The 22003-nt window shown below is 56.3% G+C and carries 21 protein-coding genes; 14 read left to right on the top strand and 7 right to left on the bottom strand.

Annotation, left to right across the window (positions count from 1 at the left end):
* Positions 1 to 227: 227 nt before the first annotated feature.
* Both mltA and tcdA read left to right on the top strand, forming a co-directional pair.
* On the top strand, positions 228 to 1325 hold the full coding sequence (mltA, locus tag IM295_RS01935; protein WP_045261324.1) for a murein transglycosylase A: 1098 nt from the start codon (positions 228 to 230) through the stop codon (positions 1323 to 1325).
* Positions 1326 to 1400: 75 nt separating this feature from the next.
* Entirely contained in the window at positions 1401 to 2207 is an 807-nt protein-coding gene (tcdA, locus tag IM295_RS01930) for a tRNA cyclic N6-threonylcarbamoyladenosine(37) synthase TcdA (RefSeq protein WP_045261323.1), read from the top strand.
* On the opposite strand, the gene csdE is transcribed toward tcdA, so the two are convergent.
* Both csdE and csdA read right to left on the bottom strand, forming a co-directional pair.
* On the bottom strand, positions 2198 to 2644 hold the full coding sequence (gene csdE, locus IM295_RS01925; protein ID WP_045261322.1) for a cysteine desulfurase sulfur acceptor subunit CsdE: 447 nt from the start codon (positions 2642 to 2644) through the stop codon (positions 2198 to 2200). The genes tcdA and csdE overlap by 10 nt on opposite strands.
* Complete coding sequence (csdA, locus tag IM295_RS01920; protein WP_045261321.1) at positions 2644 to 3849, bottom strand: cysteine desulfurase CsdA; 1206 nt, start codon at positions 3847 to 3849, stop codon at positions 2644 to 2646. The genes csdE and csdA overlap by 1 nt, the downstream gene beginning before the upstream one ends.
* 192 nt (positions 3850 to 4041) lie before the next feature.
* Between csdA and IM295_RS01915 the strand changes: the two genes are divergently transcribed.
* From IM295_RS01915 to rlmM, 4 genes are all read left to right on the top strand, one after another.
* Positions 4042 to 4269 carry a YgdI/YgdR family lipoprotein gene (locus IM295_RS01915; protein ID WP_008499648.1) on the top strand — a complete coding sequence of 76 codons (228 nt, stop codon included), beginning with the start codon at positions 4042 to 4044 and terminating at the stop codon, positions 4267 to 4269.
* A 349-nt stretch (positions 4270 to 4618) separates the two neighbouring features.
* Entirely contained in the window at positions 4619 to 5536 is a 918-nt protein-coding gene (gcvA, locus tag IM295_RS01910; protein WP_014885066.1) for a glycine cleavage system transcriptional regulator GcvA, read from the top strand.
* A 39-nt stretch (positions 5537 to 5575) separates the two neighbouring features.
* Positions 5576 to 5971, top strand: a complete 396-nt coding sequence (locus IM295_RS01905) for a DUF423 domain-containing protein (RefSeq protein WP_028014272.1) — start codon at positions 5576 to 5578, stop codon at positions 5969 to 5971.
* Positions 5964 to 7064: a 23S rRNA (cytidine(2498)-2'-O)-methyltransferase RlmM gene (gene rlmM / locus IM295_RS01900; protein WP_028014271.1), complete on the top strand. Its 1101-nt coding sequence runs from the start codon at positions 5964 to 5966 to the stop codon at positions 7062 to 7064. Before IM295_RS01905 ends, rlmM begins: the two co-directional genes overlap by 8 nt.
* Before the next feature lie 62 nt (positions 7065 to 7126).
* Here rlmM and xni read toward each other — a convergent pair whose 3' ends face one another.
* The 5 genes from xni to queF all read right to left on the bottom strand — a co-directional run bounded on the left by xni (position 7127) and on the right by queF (position 13559).
* Positions 7127 to 7882, bottom strand: coding sequence for a flap endonuclease Xni (xni, locus tag IM295_RS01895; RefSeq protein WP_028014270.1), 756 nt, complete (start codon positions 7880 to 7882; stop codon positions 7127 to 7129).
* 112 nt (positions 7883 to 7994) lie between these two features.
* Complete coding sequence (gene sdaB / locus IM295_RS01890; protein ID WP_028014269.1) at positions 7995 to 9362, bottom strand: L-serine ammonia-lyase II; 1368 nt, start codon at positions 9360 to 9362, stop codon at positions 7995 to 7997.
* Between the two features lie 65 nt (positions 9363 to 9427).
* Positions 9428 to 10723 (bottom strand): HAAAP family serine/threonine permease, encoded by a 1296-nt coding sequence (locus IM295_RS01885; RefSeq protein ID WP_028014268.1) that lies wholly within the window; start codon positions 10721 to 10723, stop codon positions 9428 to 9430.
* A 514-nt stretch (positions 10724 to 11237) separates the two neighbouring features.
* On the bottom strand, positions 11238 to 12602 hold the full coding sequence (gene ppnN, locus IM295_RS01880) for a nucleotide 5'-monophosphate nucleosidase PpnN (protein ID WP_023309027.1): 1365 nt from the start codon (positions 12600 to 12602) through the stop codon (positions 11238 to 11240).
* 114 nt (positions 12603 to 12716) lie between these two features.
* A complete protein-coding gene (gene queF, locus IM295_RS01875; RefSeq protein WP_048957216.1) occupies positions 12717 to 13559 on the bottom strand; it encodes an NADPH-dependent 7-cyano-7-deazaguanine reductase QueF in 843 nt (280 codons plus the stop codon).
* A gap of 69 nt (positions 13560 to 13628) precedes the next feature.
* Here queF and syd point away from each other — a divergent pair, with 69 nt between their 5' ends.
* The 8 genes from syd (at position 13629) to IM295_RS01835 (ending at position 21940) form a co-directional block, all read left to right on the top strand.
* Positions 13629 to 14174, top strand: coding sequence for a SecY-interacting protein (syd, locus tag IM295_RS01870; RefSeq protein WP_048998513.1), 546 nt, complete (start codon positions 13629 to 13631; stop codon positions 14172 to 14174).
* 630 nt (positions 14175 to 14804) lie between these two features.
* Positions 14805 to 15134: a YqcC family protein gene (locus IM295_RS01865; RefSeq protein ID WP_028014265.1), complete on the top strand. Its 330-nt coding sequence runs from the start codon at positions 14805 to 14807 to the stop codon at positions 15132 to 15134.
* A complete protein-coding gene (gene truC / locus IM295_RS01860; RefSeq protein WP_045261316.1) occupies positions 15131 to 15907 on the top strand; it encodes a tRNA pseudouridine(65) synthase TruC in 777 nt (258 codons plus the stop codon). Before IM295_RS01865 ends, truC begins: the two co-directional genes overlap by 4 nt.
* A 24-nt stretch (positions 15908 to 15931) precedes the next feature.
* Positions 15932 to 16381 carry a flavodoxin gene (locus tag IM295_RS01855; RefSeq protein WP_028014263.1) on the top strand — a complete coding sequence of 150 codons (450 nt, stop codon included), beginning with the start codon at positions 15932 to 15934 and terminating at the stop codon, positions 16379 to 16381.
* A gap of 293 nt (positions 16382 to 16674) precedes the next feature.
* Entirely contained in the window at positions 16675 to 18030 is a 1356-nt protein-coding gene (gene gudP, locus IM295_RS01850; protein WP_041908405.1) for a galactarate/glucarate/glycerate transporter GudP, read from the top strand.
* Complete coding sequence (locus IM295_RS01845) at positions 18030 to 19370, top strand: enolase C-terminal domain-like protein (protein WP_069732813.1); 1341 nt, start codon at positions 18030 to 18032, stop codon at positions 19368 to 19370. The genes gudP and IM295_RS01845 overlap by 1 nt, the downstream gene beginning before the upstream one ends.
* A gap of 15 nt (positions 19371 to 19385) precedes the next feature.
* Entirely contained in the window at positions 19386 to 20723 is a 1338-nt protein-coding gene (gudD, locus tag IM295_RS01840) for a glucarate dehydratase (protein WP_193066140.1), read from the top strand.
* 77 nt (positions 20724 to 20800) lie between these two features.
* A complete protein-coding gene (locus IM295_RS01835) occupies positions 20801 to 21940 on the top strand; it encodes a glycerate kinase (RefSeq protein ID WP_193066139.1) in 1140 nt (379 codons plus the stop codon).
* The last annotated feature ends 63 nt before the right edge of the window (positions 21941 to 22003 follow it).

Raw genomic sequence — 22003 nt, 5'->3', positions numbered from 1 at the left:
AGGCTGCTCCACCCCGCGTCCGTGGAAGCGCACTATACTCGGATAGGTTTGTGATGCAACCCCTTTTTCACATAAATCATTAACTTTGTATATAAAGTGAACGGCATTGCGACATTTAGACTATTTTTTGCTCTGAATTTGCCAAAGGGCATGCGATCGCATTTCATTCGCTTTGTCGGTTTGTTATCTTCATCACGCGGAAATGGGCAACTTAAAGACGAGATATAATGAAAGGACGTTGGGCGAAGTATCTTATGGCGGGCGCAATGGTAGCGATTCTTGCGGCCTGTTCTTCCAAACCGACCGATCGCGGTCAGCAGTATAAAGACGGGAAGTTATCCCAGCCTTTCTCTTTAGTTAATCAGCCTGACGCCGTTGGCGCGCCGATCAACGCCGGTGATTTCTCCGAGCAGGTCTACCAGATCCGCAACGCGTCGCCGCGTCTGTATAGCGCACAGAACAATGTTTATAGCGCGGTACAGGACTGGCTGAAGGCGGGCGGCGATACGCGCAACATGCGCCAGTTTGGTATTGATGCCTGGCAAATGGAAGGGGCGGATAACTACGGCAACGTCCAGTTCACCGGCTATTACACGCCCGTGGTTCAGGCGCGACACACGCGCCAGGGCGAGTTCCAGTACCCTATCTACCGTATGCCGCCAAAACGCGGCCGTCTGCCGTCCCGCGCCGAAATCTACGCCGGTGCGCTGAGCGAAAACTACGTCCTGGCCTACAGCAACTCCCTGATGGATAATTTCATCATGGACGTGCAGGGCAGCGGTTACATTGATTTTGGCGACGGTTCACCGCTTAACTTCTTCAGCTATGCCGGGAAAAACGGCCATGCCTACCGCAGCATCGGTAAGGTGCTGATTGACCGCGGCGAAGTGAAAAAAGAAGATATGTCGATGCAGGCGATCCGCGAGTGGGGCGAAAAGCACAGTGAAGCCGAGGTGCGCGAGCTGCTGGAGCAGAACCCATCGTTCGTCTTCTTCAAGCCGCAAAACTTCGCGCCGGTGAAAGGGGCCAGCGCCGTGCCGCTGATTGGCCGCGCGTCGGTGGCATCGGATCGTTCTATCATTCCTGCGGGTACCACGCTGCTGGCGGAAGTCCCTCTGCTCGACAACAACGGCAAGTTCAACGGCAAATATGAGCTGCGTCTGATGGTAGCCCTGGATGTGGGCGGAGCGATTAAGGGCCAGCACTTTGATATCTATCAGGGCATTGGCCCGGATGCCGGTCACCGTGCAGGCTGGTATAACCACTACGGACGCGTATGGGTGCTGAAGGCCGCGCCGGGCACCGGAAACGTATTCAGCGGCTGATTGTGGTATTCTGAGCGCAATACGGATTACTGTTCAGGGTGAGGAAAACCTCACCCTTTTTACATCTGAGGTTTTATGTCTGTGGTAATCAGCGATGCCTGGCGCCAGCGTTTTGGCGGCACGGCACGTCTCTATGGTGAAAAAGCCCTGCAGCTGTTTGCGGATGCGCACGTCTGCGTCGTGGGCATTGGCGGTGTCGGCTCCTGGGCGGCGGAAGCGCTGGCGAGAACCGGGATTGGCGCAATCACGCTGATTGATATGGATGACGTTTGTGTGACCAACACTAACCGTCAGATCCACGCCCTGCGTGATAACGTCGGCCTGGCGAAGTCCGAGGTGATGGCGGAGCGCATTCGTCTCATCAATCCGGAGTGTCGGGTGACGGTGATCGACGACTTTGTGACGGCAGATAACGTCGCGGAGTACATGAGCAAAGGCTACAGCTATGTGATTGACGCCATCGACAGCGTGCGGCCTAAAGCGGCGCTGATCGCATACTGCCGTCGTTACAAGGTGCCGCTGATCACGACCGGCGGCGCGGGCGGGCAAATCGATCCCACGCAGATCCAGGTTGCCGATCTGGCGAAAACCATTCAGGATCCGCTGGCTGCCAAGCTGCGTGAACGCCTGAAGAGCGACTTCAATGTGGTGAAGAACAGCAAGGGCAAGCTGGGCGTCGACTGCGTGTTCTCCACCGAAGCGCTGGTCTACCCGCAGGCGGATGGTTCAGTTTGTGCGATGAAAAGCACGGCGGAAGGGCCAAAACGCATGGACTGCGCGTCAGGCTTTGGAGCGGCCACCATGGTAACCGCCTCTTTTGGCTTTGTGGCGGTCTCTCACGCCCTGAAGAAGATGATGGCGAAGGCGGAACGTCAGGCCTGAGCCTGACGTGCGGCGTCCAGCACCGCGTCGCTGAGCGCGATCAGGCCCTGACCGCGCGAGGCGCTAAGCTGCGCGCGCAGCCCCAGCTCGTCGAACAGCGCCAGCGGCGAGCGCGTTAACAATTCCGCCGCGCTTTTCCCCTCAATGGCGGTTAACAGGACCGCCAGCAGGCCCCGGACGATGCGCCCTTCGCTGTCGCCGAAGAAATGCAGCTTCTCGCCGGAGACGCTCACGCCCAGCCAGACGCGGTTTTCACAGCCCGCAATCTCTTTCGCCTGCGCTTTAAGATCGTCGGAAAGAGCTGGGAGCTGTTTACCCAGCAGGATCAGCTGACGATATTTATCTTCCCACTGCTGGAGCGGGGCGAAGGTCTGTTTTAAGGTCTCTTCAGTGATGACCGTGCCAAACGGATGTCCGGCTAAAGCAGCGCTAGTCATTAATCCACCAGTATTTCAAGGGCGCGGTCAATGGCGCTAACCAGCGCATCGACATCGCTTTGGGTATTATACGGCGCAAACGAGGCGCGCAGCGTACCGCTGACGCCGAGCGCCGCCAGCAGCGGCTGGGCGCAGTGCTGTCCGGCGCGCAGGGCAATGCCGTACCCGGCCAGCAGCGTCACCATATCGCTATGATGCACACCAGCAAAATCAAAGGCGAGCAGGCTGGAATCCTGAACGCGGAACGAGCGGAAACCCGGGCGTTTTTTCAGTTCTTCCTCAGCCAGCGTCGCCAGCCCTCGGCTCCAGCTTTCCGCCTGAACCACGTCCGTTTCCGCCAGCCATTCAAGTGCGGCGCTCAGGCCGATGACCCCGGCCACGTTCGGCGTGCCCGCTTCCAGACGGTAAGGCACCTCCTGCGTTTTAAAACCGTCGAAGGTCACTTCGGTAATCATTTTGCCGCCGCCGAGCCACGGCGTCATTTTTGCCAGCAGTTCTGGCTTACCGTACAGCGCGCCAATCCCGGTTGGCCCGTAGAGTTTGTGCCCGGAGAAGGCGTAGAAGTCGATATCCAGCGCCTGCACATCAGCGGGGAAATGAACCACGCCCTGAGCACCGTCGACCATCACCACCACGCCGCTGGCATGGGCAATCTCAATGGCGCGAGCCAGATCCGGACAGCCGCCGGTGACGTTGGACATCTGCCCCAGCGCCAGAATACGGCTGCGGGGGGTAATCAGCTCAGGGAGACGGGCCACGTCAGGCAGAAAGTCTGCACTCAACGGGAGCTTAATAACGCGCGCGCCCGTTTGCTCAGCCACCATCAGCCACGGCACCAGGTTAGCGTGGTGCTCTGCTTCGCTGACAATGATCTCGTCCCCTGGCTGCAGCAGCGGGCGGGCATAGCACTGGGCCACCATATTGATGGCTTCAGTCGTACCGCGCGTCCAGACGATATTTTTCCCGCTTTCGGCATTGATCAGGCGTGCAACCTGATCGCGTGCGGCTTCATAGCGCGCGGTCAGGCGCTGCGCTTCGGCAAACTGGCTGCGATGTACGTTGCCGGCGCTCAGGCTGTAGAACTGCTGCGTGGCCTCGATCACCGCCTGGGGCTTCAGGGCCGTGGCGGCGCTATCAAGATAAATACCGGCATCGGCCAGCGCCGGAAACTGTGCGCGAAACTGCGCAGGACTGAAAGCGTTCATGGAATTCCTCGTGTCGATAGAGAGATCGTCGCGCAATTTCAGCGGCAGGGCAAGGAGGTTGATATCTATCAGATTTGTCTGCTTATCCTGGCGACCTCGAAAAAGCAGGTTATGCTAAATAGTGTTAGGCGGATGTTTTAGCCTGTTATAAATCGAGGTTTGAATAGCATTAATTGCTAAAGGAGAATAATCATGAATAAGACAGCTGCAATCATTTCTGCCTGTGCGTTTACTTTTGCCCTGAGCGCCTGTTCTGGTAACAACTACGTGATGCACACAAACGATGGTCGTTCTATCGTTTCGGAAGGGAAACCGACTACCGATAACGATACCGGGATGATTTCGTACAAAGATGCTAACGGGAACAAGCAGCAGATCAACCGCACGGACGTGAAAGAGATGAAAGAGATCGAGCATTAACCGATCGCAGGCGAAAAAAAAGCACCGCAAATTGGCGGTGCTACATTAATCACTATGGACAGACAGGGTAAATGTACAGGAAGTGAAAAATTGGTAGCGTTGCTACCGTGGTCTGAATCGCAGACCAATTGCAAACACAACAACACAACATCACAACCGTAAGCCAAAAGCCCTTCAGAACACGCATTCCGAAAAAAGCTCTTCGTTCCGGCTCAGGAAGTGCCGCCACTATAGGTATTTGCTGGTAGTTCCTCAACGGACAAATTATAATGGCTCAGATAAAAAAAACTAATAGGTTAAACGTTGTTTCCTGTTTGTTAAATTCCGTTAACATCTAAGCCAGATAACCATGTCAAAGCGATTGCCACCCCTTAATGCATTACGCGTTTTTGATGCAGCAGCACGTCACCTGAGCTTCACCCGTGCGGCAGATGAGCTTTTTGTGACACAGGCCGCAGTAAGTCACCAAATCAAGTCCCTGGAGGATTTCCTGGGCCTTAAGCTGTTCCGCCGACGCAATCGTTCCTTGCTGCTGACCGAAGAGGGGCAGAGCTATTTTCAGGATATTAAAGAGATTTTTTCCCAGCTCACGGAAGCCACGCGTAAGCTGCAGGCCCGCAGTGCAAAAGGTGCCCTGACTGTTAGTTTATTGCCCAGTTTTGCCATTCAGTGGCTGGTGCCTAGACTCTCAAGCTTTAACTCAGCTTATCCGGGGATCGACGTTCGAATCCAGGCGGTGGATCGTCAGGAAGACAAGCTGGCCGATGATGTGGATGTCGCCATTTTTTATGGTCGCGGCAACTGGCCGGGCTTGCGTGTCGAGAAATTATACGCAGAATATCTGCTGCCGGTCTGTTCGCCTCTGCTTTTAACAGGCGACAAGGCGCTGAAAACACCCGCTGACCTGGCGCAGCATACGCTTTTACATGATGCCTCTCGCCGCGACTGGCAAACTTATACCCGTCAATTAGGTCTTAGTCATATAAACGTGCAGCAGGGCCCCATTTTTAGCCATAGTGCGATGGTGCTGCAGGCTGCCATTCACGGACAGGGCGTGGCGTTGGCGAACAACGTGATGGCGCAGTCCGAAATTGAGGCAGGCCGTCTGGTTTGCCCTTTTAATGATGTACTGGTCAGCAAGAATGCATTTTATCTGGTTTGTCATGACAGTCAGGCAGAACTGGGTAAAATAGCCGCCTTCCGGCAGTGGATACTGGCGAAAGCGGCAAGCGAGCAAGAAAAATTCCGCTTCAGGTATGAACAATAACGTTTGTGTGCCGGGCACGCATTAATTCAGGACTTAAACATGACCAGCCGATTCATGCTGATTTTTGCCGCGGTGAGTGGCTTTATTTTTGTTGCACTGGGCGCCTTTGGCGCGCACGTATTGAGCAAGTCTTTGGGCGCCGTCGAGATGGGCTGGATCCAGACCGGCCTTGAATACCAGGCGTTTCATACGCTGGCTATTTTTGGGCTGGCGGTAGCGATGCAGCGCCGGATAAGCATCTGGTTTTACTGGAGTAGCGTATTTATGGCGCTGGGTACCGTGCTGTTTAGCGGCAGCCTTTACTGTCTGGCCCTCTCGCATTTGCGCCTGTGGGCGTTTGTTACACCTGTCGGCGGCGTGAGCTTCCTGGCGGGTTGGGTATTAATGTTTATCGGAGCTATCCGTCTGAAACGCAAGGGCGTTGTTCATGAATAAGGTTGTTTTATATTGTCGCCCGGGGTTTGAGAAAGAGTGCGCCGCGGAAATTACCGATAAAGCGGCGAAGCGCGAAGTCTTCGGCTTTGCTCGCGTAAAAGAAAATGCGGGCTATGTGGTATTCGAATGTTATCAGCCTGAAGACGCCGACAAGCTGGCGCGCGAGCTGCCGTTCAGCTCGCTGATTTTCGCCCGCCAGATGTTCGTCGCGGGTGAGTTGCTGAAAGATCTTCCGCCGGAAGATCGCATCACGCCGATTGTGGGCATGCTGCAGGGCGTGGTGGAGAAGGGCGGCGACCTGCGCGTTGAGGTTGCCGATACCAACGAAAGCAAAGAGCTGATGAAGTTTTGCCGTAAGTTCACCGTGCCGCTGCGCGCAGCGCTGCGTGACGCGGGCATACTGACAAACTACGAAACGCCGAAGCGTCCGGTGGTGCATATCTTCTTTATCGCACCGGGCTGCTGCTATGCGGGCTATTCGTACACCAATAACAATTCGCCATTCTTTATGGGCATCCCGCGCCTGAAGTTCCCGGCAGATGCGCCGAGCCGTTCAACCCTGAAGCTGGAAGAGGCGTTTCACGTCTTTATCCCGGCAGATGAGTGGGACGAGCGTCTGGCTAACGGCATGTATGCCGTCGACCTTGGCGCGTGCCCGGGCGGCTGGACCTATCAGCTGGTGAAACGCAACATGTGGGTGTCGTCTGTGGATAACGGTCCAATGGCGCAAAGCCTGATGGACACAGGGCAGGTCACCTGGCTGCGAGAAGACGGTTTCCGCTATCGCCCAACCCGCAACAACATCTCGTGGATGGTGTGCGACATGGTGGAGAAGCCGGCGAAAGTGGCCGCGCTGATGGCCTCCTGGCTGGTGAACGGCTGGTGCCGTGAGACCATTTTCAACCTCAAGCTGCCGATGAAAAAGCGCTACGAGGAGGTATCCCAGAACCTGGCCTATATTCAGGCACAGCTGGATGAGCACGGTATTAACGTGGAGATCCAGGCGCGTCAGTTGTACCACGACCGCGAAGAGGTGACGGTACACATCCGTCGCTGGTGGGCGGCTGTAGGGGGACGTCGCGACGAGCGATAGTGCGTGCTTTGTTTTGCCCGGTGGCGCTGCGCTTACCGGGCCTACAAAACGGTGTTGACGTTTTAACGTTCTAACCGCAACTGCTGTAAATTCCCGTCCAGCTGTAAATCCGTCTGTAGCGTCGCCACCTCGCGGCAGATAAACGCCATCTCTTTATGCGCTTCCAGCTTCTTGCGCCACTTTTCAGGCACCTCATCCAGACGGGCGTAAATCCCTTCCAGACTCTGAAAATCGGTCAGCAACTGGGCGGCGCTCTTTGGTCCAATACCGGCGACACCCGGAACCTTAGAGCTGCTGATGCCTGCCAGACCCCAATAATCCGGCAGTTGCTCAGGCAAGACGCCGAACTCGCTGGCAATAAACGGCGCGTCCAGCCAGCGTTTTTGAAAATAGTCGCGAATGCGGATAGTTGGGGAGAGCAGCTGGCAGTAGCCTTTGTCAGTTGAAACGATAGTGGCCTGATGCCCGGCACTTGCCACTTTTACGGCCAGGGTGGCCGCGAGATCGTCGGCTTCATTGCCCTGTGCACCCCAGCAGGGGACGCCACGCTGCTCAAAGGCGGCACGCAGAGCGGGCATTTCGGCATGGAGATCGTCCGGCATCGGCGCGCGTCCAGCCTTGTAGTCGGGCAGGCGCTGATGTCGCCAGCCGCTGTTGCGCGCTTCGTCATCAAACACGGCCACGACGTGCGTCGGCTCGCTGTGGCGAATAAGCTGCTCCAGCGCGTGCAGGCAGGTGTCCTTGCAGGGCGTGCCTTGTACCGCATGGATTCGGCGAATCAGATTGAGCGCGTCGACGATAAGCAAATGAACAGCCACAGATATTCTCCCTTAAATCTAATGGGTAAAGGGTATCACTGTCGGCAGGATGAAACGAATAGCGTGAGGGAAAACAGGAAGAAGCCTCGCAAAACGAGGCTTCCTGAGAGGCTTAATCGCAGGTTACGATCTTCATCGCCAGGCCGCCGCGAGAGGTTTCGCGGTATTTGGCGTTCATATCTTTACCGGTTTCGTACATGGTTTCGATAACTTTATCGAGACAGACGCGCGGCTCACTGGTGCGGCGCAGCGCCATACGCGCCGCGTTCACCGCTTTGACGGAGGCGATGGCGTTACGCTCGATGCACGGCACCTGTACCTGTCCGGCAACCGGATCGCAGGTTAGCCCCAGGTTATGTTCCATGCCGATTTCCGCAGCGATGCAGACCTGCGCCGGGCTTGCGCCCAACAGTTCCGCCAGGCCCGCTGCCGCCATGGAGCATGCCACGCCGACTTCGCCCTGACAGCCTACTTCCGCACCGGAAATGGAAGCGTTCATTTTATACAGAGAACCAATCGCGCTGGCGACCAGCAGGTAGCGCGCCAGGGAGTTAGCGTTCACTTCACGGATAAACTTGTCGTAGTACGCCAGCACGGCCGGAACGATACCGCAGGCACCGTTGGTTGGCGCCGTGACGACGCGGCCCCCTGCGGCGTTCTCTTCGTTCACCGCCAGGGCGAACATGTTGATCCAGTCGACGACGGCCATCGGGTCCGTTGTCGTTTTGTCGGTGCTCACCAGCATACGACGTAGCGCCGCCGCACGACGCGGTACGCGAAGCTTGCCCGGCAGAACGCCTTCGGTGGTGATCCCGCGCTCAATGCCGCCGCGCATCACTTCCCAGACGCTAGCGAAATGCTGTTCCAGCTCCTCTTTGCTGTGAAGGGCCAGCTCGTTTTTCATCATCAGGCCGGAGAGGGAAAGCCCCGTCTCCTGGCAGTGGCGCTGGAGATCTGCCGCGGTTTTGTACGGATACGGGACCTCAACAGAAGAGGTGGTGGTTTGACCAAAGTGGTCTTCATCGACGATAAAGCCGCCGCCGATGGAGTAATACGTCTGGCTGTAAACCGCTTTGTCGCCGGCCAGCGCGGTAATGCGCATGCCGTTTTCGTGCAGCGACAGGTTGTCCGCATGGAAATTCATGCAGTGGTCAACCGGGAATTCAACCTCATGCTCACCGTTTGCCAGCAGCAAACGACCGTGGGTGTTCACGTCCTGGATGAAGCCAGGGATCGCGTCAATATCAACGGTATCCGGCAGATTTCCCGCCAGGCCCATGATAATGGCGATATCGGTATGGTGGCCTTTCCCGGTCAGGGAAAGCGAGCCGTACACATCGACAACCACGCGGGTGATGTCGTGCAGAATGCCGCGTGCAATCAAGTCATCCGTGAACTGCTTACCGGCTTTCATTGGTCCGACGGTGTGAGAGCTGGAAGGACCAATACCGATTTTGAAAATATCGAATACGCTAATCATGATGCGTCCATTGCTTTCAGTCAGAGGGGGAGGAGTGCGCCGCCCGAAGGCGGCGCGGGCGTTCATCAGAACATGGTGTACAGGGAGTAGAAGATCGCAGAGATAGCGATAAGGCCCATGATAACCACAAACACGTTGCTGACCTGGCCGCTGTACTTGCGCATGGCAGGCACTTTCTGAATCGCGTACATCGGCATCAGGAACAGAATCATCGCGATAACCGGGCCACCCAGGGTTTCAATCATGCCCAGGATGCTTGGGTTCAGGGTCGCTACCGCCCAGGTGGTGAGCAGCATGAACAGTGCAGTGATTTTGTTCAGCTTGTTGATTTCAATGCTCTTGCCTTTACCGCGCAGAGATTTAATCACCATACCGTTGAAGCCTTCACGCGCGCCCAGGTAGTGGCCCAGGAAGGATTTGGTGATGGCGATCATCGCGATGATCGGTGCCATCCACGCAATCAGCGGTGCGTTAAAGTGGTTCGCCAGGTAAGACAGAATAGAGATGTTCTGTTCTTTCGCTGCCGCCAGGTCCGCCGGGGAGAGGCTCAGTACGCAGCTGAAGACGAAGAACATCACGGTCAGCACCATCATCACGTGAGCGCGGGCCAGGATGCTGGAGCACTTCTTCTCTGCACCATTACCGTACTCTTCGCGTTTCGCCACGGCGAAAGAGGAGATGATTGGGGAGTGGTTGAAGGAGAAGACCATTACCGGGATCGCCAGCCACAGGGTCATCAGCAGGCCGTTACCGGTCGCAGACGCGCTGCTCAGGGACAGGGTTTCCAGCGCTGCACCGTTCCACTGTGGGATCAGGTAGCAGGCCAGCAGCATCAGCGCAGCCACAAACGGGAAGACCAGCACGCTCATGGCCTTAACAATCATCTGCTCGCCGAAGCGCACGATGGTCATCATGCCGACGATCAGGATCAGAGACAGAATGGCACGCGGTGGCGGCGTCATGTGCAACTGGTGCGTCATGAAGCTTTCTACGGTGTTGGTGATCGCCACGCTGTAGACGAGCAGGATTGGGTAAATCGCGAAGAAGTAGAGCAGGGTAATCAGTTTACCTGCGCCAACGCCGAAATGTTCTTCAACCACTTCGGTGATGTCTTCGCCCGGGTTTTTACCGGACAGCACGAAGCGGGTCAGACCGCGGTGTGCGAAGTAGGTCATCGGGAAGGCGATGATGGCCATGATGATCAGCGGAATCAGACCGCCGACGCCTGCGTTGATAGGAAGGAACAGTACACCAGCGCCGATTGCCGTGCCGTAAAGGCCCAGCATCCACATGGTATCCGTTTTGCGCCAACCACTTCGGGATTCAATCGAAGCAACGGTGCTGGTTTGAGTGGTTTCCATCTGTATCTCCTGGAGGAAGCAAATTGTCAGGTTTTTAGTCAAATCCGATGAAAAAGTGCCTGACGGTAATATGAAATTCGTTCAGTGACGGTTTTTTAATAATTTTCGCCCGTAACTATTGGCGGGCGGAAAGATACATTCTCGTTATGAATCTATCAGTGATCGCGATCCCAAATGCAATAATCCACTTATGATGTGGGCATCTTTAGACCATTTATCTGTTAAAAAAACATCAAATAGAATTTACGGGCGCGAAGGCTACCACCAACGACATGTGGGCTAAAAGAGCGGCCCGCAATATAGGTGTCTTCCGCTGTAAAGATATGGATTTTTAGGATTTTCTTGCGGGTAATTTAGTTTAAGGCTGATAAATTACGGTTGTTAAATGGAGGTAATCGATTGCGTTCGCCGTAAGTTTGTTAAAGTTATAAGTGAGGCCTATGAATTGATTCGCTAATAAAAAAGCCGGGACCCGCTACAGGGTGCCCCGGCTTTGAGAAGAAGAAACTGAGCGTTACGTGCAGATTTCGTAGCACGGAATGTAGGCTGAACCCGGCAACTTCATGCGGTGTTGAGCCACAAAGCCCTGAAGCATGTCGTCCATACGGCGCATCATCTCCGGGTCGCCGTGGATCTTGTACGGACCATACTGCTCAATCGCGCGGATGCCCATCTCCTTCACGTTGCCCGCCACAATCCCGGAGAAGGCGCGACGCAGGTCGGCGGCCAGCACTTCCACCGGCTGGTCCGGGTAGAGTTTCAGGTTCGCCATATTTTCATGGGTCGGCTCGAACGGGATCTGCAGGTCAGGCGCAATGCGGATTGACCAGTTAAAGCTGTACGCATCACCGGTATCACGACGATTCTCTTTCACCAGCGGCATCGCTTTTTTCATCTGGCGCGCCACTTCCGCCGCATCATCAATGATGATGCGATAGTGACGACGCGCGGCTTCTCCCAGCGTATGCACGATAAACTCGTCCAGCACGCGGAAGTAGTCGGCGCTCTCTTTCGGGCCGGTCAGGATCAGCGGTAGAACCTGATCTTTGTTGGCCGGGTTCATCAGAATCCCCAGCAGATAGAGCAGCTCTTCCGCCGTTCCCACGCCGCCCGGGAAGATGATAATCCCGTGAGCGATACGGACAAACGCCTCAAGACGCTTCTCTATATCCGGCATGATAATCAGCTCATTGACCAGCGGGTTAGGCGGCTCAGCGGCGATGATTGACGGCTCGGTCATGCCGATAAACCGCCCCTCTTTGTAACGCTGCTGCGCATGACCCACAGCTGCACCTTTCATTGGTGCTTCCATTGCACCCGGACCACAGCCGGTACAGATATTCAGCTCGCGCAGGCCAAGCTGTGTTCCGACCCGACGGGCATAGAGATATTCGGTTTCGTTAATCGAGTGGCCGCCCCAGCAGACGACCATGTTTGGTGCTTCGCCAACGTGCAGGGCGCGGGCGTTGCGCAGAATAGAGAACACCAGGTTGGTGATATGAACGGAGCTTTCCAGGTCGAGATGCTGGAAGCGGCCCGCGTTGTGAATCTGCCCGTTAACAAACAGGATGTCGCGCAGGACGGCAAACAGGTTGGCCTGAAGGGAACGAATGATACGCCCGTCGACAAAGGCCTCTTCCGGCGGGTTGATCACTTCCAGTTTCACGCCACGCTCGCGGCGCAGCACGTTAATATCAAAGCTTTCGAAGCGGGACAGCAGTTCTTTACTGTTATCTGTCAGGCTTCCGGAGTTCAGTACGGCAAGTGAACAGTTACGAAACAGTTGATAAAGATCGCTGCTGGCCGTGCGTTTAAGCATGTCCACTTCCAGCTGCGACAACATATCCATTGAGCCAAGCGGGCTAATATGTGTAATCAAGTGAGCTCCTTATGGGACGATTATCGTCATTCCCTTTGATTACAATAGCCCTGGCGCGTGACGTTTCACAACACTTCGGCGGAATACCGCACGCATATTGTGAAAATATTTATATTATTGACGCACCAGCCGGCCCGTTGCTGGCACAAAATCGGTGTTGGTGCGCCACGGGTTAATGTCCAGCCCGCCACGGCGGGTATAGCGCGCGTAAACGCTCAGTTTCTCCGGCTGGCAGAAACGCTGAATATCGTTAAAAATACGCTCCACGCACTGCTCGTGAAATTCGTTGTGATGGCGGAACGACACCAGATAGCGCAGCAGTTTTTCCCGGTCAATTTTCGGGCCGCGGTACTGGATCTGCACCGAACCCCAGTCCGGCTGGTGGGTAATCAGGCAGTTAGACTTCAGCAAATGGCTGACCAGCGTCTCTTCAACCACTTTTCCGCCCGCCGCGTTTTCGAGGTAATCGGCGCTGAATTCATAATTCTCTACCTCGATGTCCTGCTCGTCGATGCAGGTTCCGTGGAAATGGGCAATGGGCTGTCCTTCCAGCTCGTGCAGGCGGTATAACGAGACGGACACGTTCCCCTGCGCGCAGGCGGCTAAATCCCGCTCCAGCGTTTGCTGAACCTCGTCCCAGCTGTTGAATCGGGTCTGGTTGAAGCTGTTGAGATAGAGCTTAAAGCTTTTGGATTCCACCAGGTTCACGCTGGCATAGTCCAGCTCAACGTGGCCCACGGCCACCTGTGGCAAACCGCGCGCGTTAAGCCAGGAGAGTTCGTACAGCGTCCAGATATCGCCGCCGACAAACGGCAATGCGTCCGCATGCAGTCCAAGAGGATCGCGGTTCAGGCTGCGCGGCACGCCCTGCAGCAGGCTTGCATCGTAGGTATCGCGGTAATCGGTCGATTTACCCAGCGTTAGGCCGGTTAACGCCTGATGATTTTCGTAAGACATGTTTCATAGCCACTTTACAGGTACACTTATGGGCAGAGTTTATCCTGTCTTACAAGAAGAGAGAAATCGGTGGACATCGAAACTGCAAATGCCCTTACTACCTTCACAACCCGCTATTGCGACGCGTGGCATGAAAAGCACGGAACATGGCCGCAAAGCGCTGATTTATATGGCGTGCCGTCGCCGTGCATTATCTCTTCGCAGGATGACTATGTTATCTGGCAGCCGAAGCCTAATACCGCTGAGCAAAATGTAAATGCGGTTGAACGGGCTATGGACCTTGTGGTACAACCAGCGGTTCACGCGTTTTATGCCACGCAGTTTGCAGGGGATATGCTCGCGCGCTTGGGTGATTTGACGCTGACGCTGTTGCAGACCTGGAGCGAAGACGATCTGCAGCGTGTTCAGGAAAACCTGATTGGTCATCTGGTCACGCAAAAACGCCTTAAGCTTTCTCCGACGCTCTTTATTGCCACGCTGGACAGCGAACTGGATGTGATATCCGTCTGCAACCTGTCCGGGGAAGTGATTAAAGAGACCATCGGTACCCGCAATCGCGAAACGCTCGCCCCCTCTCTTGCGGATTTCCTTACCCGGCTTGAGCCACTTCTGTAATCCATGATGCTACGACGCGTGTGAGAGATCTCTTACAAGGTTTGTGAGAGATCGCTGGATCATTCAGTATTGCCTTATTTAATTCAGATTAATATCACTCTGTTTTTCAAAGAATTAGTTGTTCATCGCATCTTTTTTAGGGATTTCTTACGGCTTACAGTGCTGCAAGGGTGGGTTGTAAGACGAAGCGGAATAGCGGATTCTATCTCCGTCGACAGGACGCCGACATGAGAAACGAACATCAGGATGATGGCGTTTCTTACTCAGGACACGTCAGGATGGCGCTGCAGGAAGGCTTCAGGATGAAGCAAAAGGATAACGCAGGACGCGTAAGGGACACCTCCAGGAAGGAGAACGAGAACCGAACAGGATGGTCGGTGGGTCAGGAAGGCCAGGACGTTTCAGGATGAAACAAACACGTCAGGAAGATGTGTGCAGGATGCAAAAGGTATAAGGATGACCAGGCCTTCGGGCATCAGGAAAAGTTGTCACGGAAGAGCAGGGAGCACGAATTGTAGCTGGAATGCTGCGAAACGAACCGGGAGCACTGTTTTTACAGTGCTCCCTTTTTTATTTCTGTCTTCCGCAATGCTATGCTGCGCGCCGTTCACTTTTTCAGTTGAGGTTACTATGACGCAACACGATAGCGTTCGTGCTCAGTTGCATGCCATCGAAGCCCTTTTGCGCCAGCATCAGCTGTGGCAGGAGACCGCGCCGAATCCGGAAGCGTTTGCCAGTACCCAGCCATTCTGCCTGGATACGCTGGCACCGTTCGAGTGGCTCCAGTGGGTATTAATTCCGCGCATGCACGCGCTGCTGGAAGGCGGTCACCCTTTGCCGCAGGCGTTCGCCGTTTCTCCCTACTATGAAATGGCGCTTGAGGCGACGCACCCTGCGCGCGATGTGATGCTGGTTGAGCTGGAAAAACTGGACGCCCTGTTTGCCGGTGAAGAGGCATGACGCTGGAAATCCTCTATCAGGACGAGTGGCTGGTGGCGGTGAATAAACCGTCTGGCTGGCTGGTGCACCGCAGCTGGCTGGATCGCGATGAGAAAGTGGTGGTAATGCAAACCGTGCGCGATCAGATTGGTCAGCATGTGTTTACCGCGCACCGCCTCGACAGACCGACTTCCGGCGTGCTGCTGATGGGGCTTTCCAGCGAGGCGGGCCGCCTGCTGGCGCAGCAGTTCGAACAGCACCAGATCCAGAAGCGCTACCACGCGATCGTTCGTGGCTGGCTGACCGAATCCGCCACGCTGGACTATCCGCTGGTGGAGGAGCTGGACAAAATCGCCGATAAATTTGCCCGCGATGACAAAGGCCCGCAGCCCGCGGTGACGGATTATCGCGGCATGGCGACAACGGAAATGCCGGTAGCAACCAGCAAATTCCCCACCACGCGCTACAGCCTGGTTGAGCTTTTGCCCAAAACCGGACGCAAGCACCAGCTTCGCCGTCATCTTGCGCACCTGCGCCACCCGATTATTGGCGACAGCAAGCACGGCGATCTGCGCCAGAACCGCAGCGCGGCAGAGCATTTTGGCTGTAACAGACTGATGCTGCACGCCAGCGAGCTTAGCCTGATTCACCCGTTTACCGGTGAACCACTGATTATTCGTGCCGGGCTGGACGACGTCTGGATGCAGGCGCTGTCACAGTTTGGCTGGCGGGGACAACTCCCCGAAAATGAAAGGGTTGAGTTTGTATCAGGCAACGTTCAGGATGAACGGTAAGCGCAATAATTACGGGAGCAAAGCATGGCTGAAGTAGGCATTTTTGTCGGCACAATGTACGGCAACTCGCTGCTGGTAGCGGAAGAGGCTGAGGCGATTTTGACAAGCCAGGGCCATAAAGCCACGGTCTATGAAGACCCGGAACTGGCGGACTGGGAAAAGTATAAAGATAAATACATTCTGGTAGTGACCTCCACCACCGGTCAGGGCGATCTCCCGGACAGCATCGTGCCGCTTTTCCAGGGCATTAAAGATCGGCTTGGCTACCAGCCGGACGTTCACTACGGCATTATTGCCCTCGGCGATAGCTCTTACGCCAACTTCTGCGGCGGCGGCAAGCAGTTCGATGCGCTTCTTCAGGAACAGAGCGCCCAGCGCGTCGGCGAGATGCTGTTGATTGATGCCGGCGAGCATCCTGAACCCGAAAGCGAGTCGAACCCGTGGGTTGAACACTGGGCAACGCTTCTTAAATAGTTTCGTAGGCCGGGTAAGGCGTAGCCGCCACCCGGCAACAAAGCCGCATCAAATCCTCAATTCCGTGAAGTATCTTCCACTGCTTTGGGCTTATGCCTCAAACCACGTTCCCCACACTCCTCAATGTTGTGTTTCTGCACGGTGAGCGAACCTGTCACTCCTTCATATACTTTTCCGGTCACAATAAAACGGCTTCAGGCCGTACTAAAACGACAAAAACTTATCTCATTCTGATTACCCTACCGGTGCTGTACAGAATGAACAGGCGAAAGCTATGTTTCAGGAGTGCAACAATGAGTACATTAAGCCACGCAGCGAGCAGCGCTGAAAAGCGCACTAACGCCCGCTACTGGATAGTGGTGATGCTGTTTATCGTCACGTCCTTTAACTATGGTGACCGCGCCACGCTGTCGATTGCCGGCTCGGAAATGGCAAAAGACATCGGCCTTGATCCGGTGGGCATGGGTTACGTTTTCTCTGCATTCTCGTGGGCCTACGTCATCGGCCAAATTCCTGGCGGCTGGCTGCTGGACCGTTTTGGCTCTAAACGCGTCTATTTCTGGTCCATCTTTATCTGGTCTGCTTTTACCCTTTTGCAGGGTTTCGTCGATATCTTCAGCGGCTTTGGCATTATCGTGGCGCTCTTTACGCTGCGCTTTCTGGTAGGCCTGGCGGAAGCCCCTTCCTTCCCGGGCAACAGCCGCATTGTCGCGGCCTGGTTTCCTGCGCAGGAGAGGGGAACAGCGGTGGCGATTTTTAACTCCGCCCAGTATTTCGCAACGGTGATCTTTGCGCCCATTATGGGCTGGCTGACGCATGAGGTGGGCTGGTCGCACGTCTTCTTCTTTATGGGCGGGCTTGGGATCGTCATCAGCTTTATCTGGCTGAAAGTGATCCACGAACCGAATCAGCACCCTGGCGTGAACAAGAAGGAGCTGGAATACATTGCTGAGGGCGGGGCGCTGATCAATATGGATCAGAAATCTGACAAAGCAAAAGTCCCCTTCAGCCAGAAATGGGCGCAGATCAAGCAGCTCGTCGGCTCGCGCATGATGATCGGTATCTATCTCGGTCAGTACTGTATCAACGCCTTAACCTACTTCTTTATCACCTGGTTCCCGGTTTATCTGGTGCAGGCGCGCGGCATGTCGATCCTCAAAGCGGGGTTTGTTGCCTCGGTCCCGGCAATCTGCGGCTTCATCGGCGGCGTGCTTGGCGGGGTCATTTCCGACTGGCTGATGCGCCGCACGGGTTCGCTGAACATCGCGCGTAAAACGCCGATTGTGCTCGGCATGCTGCTTTCCATGACCATGGTGTTCTGTAACTACGTCAGTGCCGAGTGGATGATTATCGGCTTTATGGCGATGGCCTTCTTCGGCAAAGGGATTGGCGCGCTGGGCTGGGCGGTGATGGCGGATACGGCACCGAAAGAGATCAGCGGCCTGAGCGGCGGTCTGTTCAATATGTTCGGCAACGTTTCCGGGATTGTTACACCTATCGCTATCGGCTACATCGTCGGCACCACGGGGTCTTTCAACGGCGCGCTGATCTACGTTGGTGTGCATGCCCTGGTGGCGGTGCTGAGTTACCTGGTGTTGGTGGGCGATATTAAACGCGTCGAACTTAAACCTGTTGTGGAGCGCGGATGATGACAACACAATCAAGCCCTGTCGTCACGGAAATGAAAGTTATCCCGGTGGCCGGTCAGGACAGCATGCTGCTCAATATTGGCGGCGCGCATAACGCATGGTTTACCCGCAATATCGTGGTGCTGACCGATAGCGCAGGCAACACCGGGGTAGGTGAAGCCCCCGGCGGGGAAGTGATCTACCAGACCCTGGTAGAGGCTATTCCACAGGTCGTGGGCCAGGAAGTGGCTCGTCTGAACAAGGTGGTTCAGCGGGTGCATAAGGGCAATCAGTCGGCGGACTTTGATACTTTCGGCAAGGGCGCGTGGACGTTTGAACTGCGCGTCAATGCGGTCGCCGCCCTGGAAGCGGCGCTGCTGGATTTACTCGGTAAAGCCCTTAACGTTCCGGTCTGTGAACTGCTGGGGCCAGGCAAACAGCGCGATGCGGTCACCGTGCTGGGCTATCTGTTCTACGTTGGCGATCGCAATAAAACCGATCTCCCCTATCTGGCTCGTTCACCGGGTGACCACGACTGGTATCAGCTACGCCATCAGGAAGCGCTCTCCAGCGAGACGGTTGTGCGCCTGGCTGAAGCTGCGCAGGATCGCTACGGCTTTAAGGATTTCAAGCTGAAAGGCGGCGTGCTGCCCGGCGAGCAGGAGATTGAAACGGCCCGGGCGCTGAAAAAACGCTTCCCGGAGGCGCGCATCACCGTTGACCCGAACGGCGCCTGGCTGCTGGATGAGGCGATTAGCCTGTGTAAAGGTCTCGGTGACGTGCTGACCTATGCGGAAGACCCGTGCGGCGCCGAGCAGGGCTTCTCAGGCCGCGAGGTGATGGCCGAATTCCGCCGCGCCACCGGGCTGCCGGTTGCGACCAATATGATCGCCACCAACTGGCGCGAAATGGGCCACGCGGTGATGCTGAACGCCGTCGACATTCCGCTGGCAGACCCGCACTTCTGGACGCTCTCCGGCGCGGTGCGCGTGGCGCAGCTGTGCGATGACTGGGGCCTGACCTGGGGCTGCCACTCCAACAACCATTTCGATATCTCGCTGGCAATGTTTACCCACGTTGGCGCGGCGGCGCCGGGTAACCCGACCGCCATCGACACCCACTGGATTTGGCAGGAAGGCGAAGCTCGCCTGACGAAAAATCCGCTGGAGATCAAAAACGGTAAAATTGCCGTACCCGATGCGCCGGGGCTGGGCGTGGAGCTTGACTGGGATCAGGTTCATCAAGCCCATGAGGCGTATAAAAAGCTACCGGGCGGCGCGCGTAACGACGCGGGCCCGATGCAGTACCTTATCCCCGGCTGGACATTTGACCGTAAGCGCCCTGTTTTTGGACGTCACTGATAAAAGGATTACACGATGAGTACTTTTACGACCCCTGTCGTCACCTCCATGCAAATCATTCCGGTCGCAGGTCATGACAGCATGCTGATGAACCTGAGCGGGGCGCATGCGCCGTTCTTCACGCGCAATATTGTCATTATCAAAGACAATGCCGGTCATACCGGCGTGGGTGAAATTCCGGGCGGGGAGAAGATCCGCAAAACGCTGGAGGATGCCATTCCGCTGGTGGTGGGCAAAACGCTGGGTGAGTACAAAAATGTCCTCAACACCGTGCGCAACACCTTTGCCGATCGCGATGCCGGCGGCCGCGGCCTGCAAACCTTCGATTTGCGCACCACTATCCACGTGGTGACCGGCATTGAAGCCGCGATGCTGGATCTGCTGGGCCAGCACCTGGGCGTTAACGTCGCGTCGCTGCTGGGCGAGGGCCAGCAGCGCAGTGAAGTGGAGATGCTCGGCTATCTGTTCTTTGTCGGCGACCGCAAGCTGACGCCGCTGCCGTATCAGAGCCAGCCGGATGACCAATGCGACTGGTACCGCGTACGTCACGAAGAAGCGATGACCCCGGATGCGGTGGTGTGGCTGGCAGAAGCCGCGTATGAAAAATATGGCTTCAATGATTTCAAACTGAAAGGCGGCGTGCTGGCGGGGGAAGAGGAGGCGGAAGCCATTACCGCGCTGGCAAAACGTTTCCCGCAGGCGCGCGTGACGCTGGATCCGAACGGCGCGTGGTCGCTTGATGAAGCGATCGATATTGGCAAGCAGCTGAAAGGCGTGCTGGCGTACGCGGAAGATCCGTGCGGGGCTGAGCAAGGCTTTTCGGGCCGCGAAGTCATGGCGGAATTCCGTCGCGCTACGGGGCTACCGACCGCGACCAATATGATCGCTACCGACTGGCGTCAGATGGGGCACACGCTCTCTCTGCAATCGGTGGATATCCCGCTGGCGGACCCGCACTTCTGGACAATGCAGGGCTCGGTACGCGTGGCGCAGATGTGCCACGAGTTTGGCCTGACCTGGGGTTCGCACTCCAACAACCATTTTGACGTGTCGCTGGCGATGTTTACCCACGTTGCCGCCGCCGCGCCGGGCACTATTACCGCTATCGACACGCACTGGATTTGGCAGGAGGGTAACCAGCGCCTCACCAAAGAGCCGTTTGAGATCAAAGGTGGCATGGTGCAGGTGCCGTCCACGCCGGGGTTGGGCGTTGAGCTGGATATGGATCAGGTAATGAAAGCACACGAGCTGTATCAGAAACACGGTCTGGGCGCGCGCGACGACGCGATGGCGATGCAGTACCTGATCCCTGACTGGACATTCGACAATAAACGTCCGTGCATGGTACGATAAACGCATTGGGACCGCTCCCATGAGCGGTTTTCTACGTGGTGTATGCTTAACGTAACGACTATGCGTAAGGATGGCTTATGAAAATTGTTATCGCACCGGACTCGTATAAGGAAAGTTTGAGTGCGCTTGAGGTTGCGACAGCGATCGAGCGCGGTTTTCGCGAGATTTTCCCTGAGGCGGAGTACGTCAAACTGCCGGTCGCTGATGGCGGTGAAGGCACGGTTGAGGCGATGATCGCAGCAACCCGGGGACGCATTGTGCACGTTCCGGTGACCGGTCCGCTGGGCGAGCGCGTGGACGGGTTTTATGGGATATCCGGTGACGAGCAGAGCGCCTTTATTGAAATGGCGGCGGCAAGCGGTCTGGAACTGGTAGCCCCTTCACTGCGTGACCCTCTGAAAACGACCTCCTGGGGCACGGGGGAACTTATCCGCCACGCGCTGGATGCGGGCGTTAAGCATATCATCATCGGTATCGGCGGCAGCGCCACCAATGACGGCGGCGCCGGGATGGTGCAGGCGCTGGGGGCGAAGCTGCTGGACGACAATGAACAGCCGCTGGGGCAGGGCGGGGGCGAGCTGGATAAGCTTGCGCGGATTGACCTGAGCGGCCTCGACCAGCGTCTGGCGGAGTGCCGGATAGAAGTCGCCTGCGATGTGACGAATCCGCTCACCGGTAAGGATGGCGCGTCAGCGGTATTTGGCCCGCAAAAGGGCGCCACACCCGAGATGATCGTCACCCTGGACAACGCGCTTGCGCACTATGCGAGAGTCATTGCCCGGGATCTGGACATTGATGTGCTCAACCTTGCTGGCGGCGGTGCGGCGGGTGGCATGGGCGCAGCGCTGTACGCTTTTTGTGGCGCGCAGTTGCGCCAGGGCATTGAGATTGTGACCGATGCGCTAAACCTGGCCGACCAGGTGGCCGATGCGGATCTGGTGATCACCGGGGAAGGCCGCATCGACAGCCAGACGATCCATGGCAAAGTGCCGGTAGGAGTGGCGAAAGTGGCGAAACGCTTTAATAAGCCCGTTATCGGCATTGCAGGCAGCCTGACGGCGGATGTTGGCGTGGTACACGATCACGGCTTAGACGCGGTGTTTAGCATAATCTACACCATCTGCTCGCTGGAGGACGCGCTGGAAAATGCCAGCGCGAATGTACAGATGGCCGCAAGGAATATCGCGGCGGTGCTGAAAGTAGGGCAGGCATTTTAACTGTGATTGCCGGGTGGTGGCTTCGCCTTACCCGGCCTACGTTAGCGCACCTGTAGGCCCGGT

Source organism: Enterobacter cloacae complex sp. P14RS (assembly GCF_014895895.1).
GTDB classification, from domain to species: Bacteria; Pseudomonadota; Gammaproteobacteria; order Enterobacterales; family Enterobacteriaceae; genus Enterobacter; species Enterobacter bugandensis.
The sequence above is the reverse complement of the archived record's forward strand: the minus strand, read 5'-3'. Positions and strand labels throughout refer to the sequence as shown.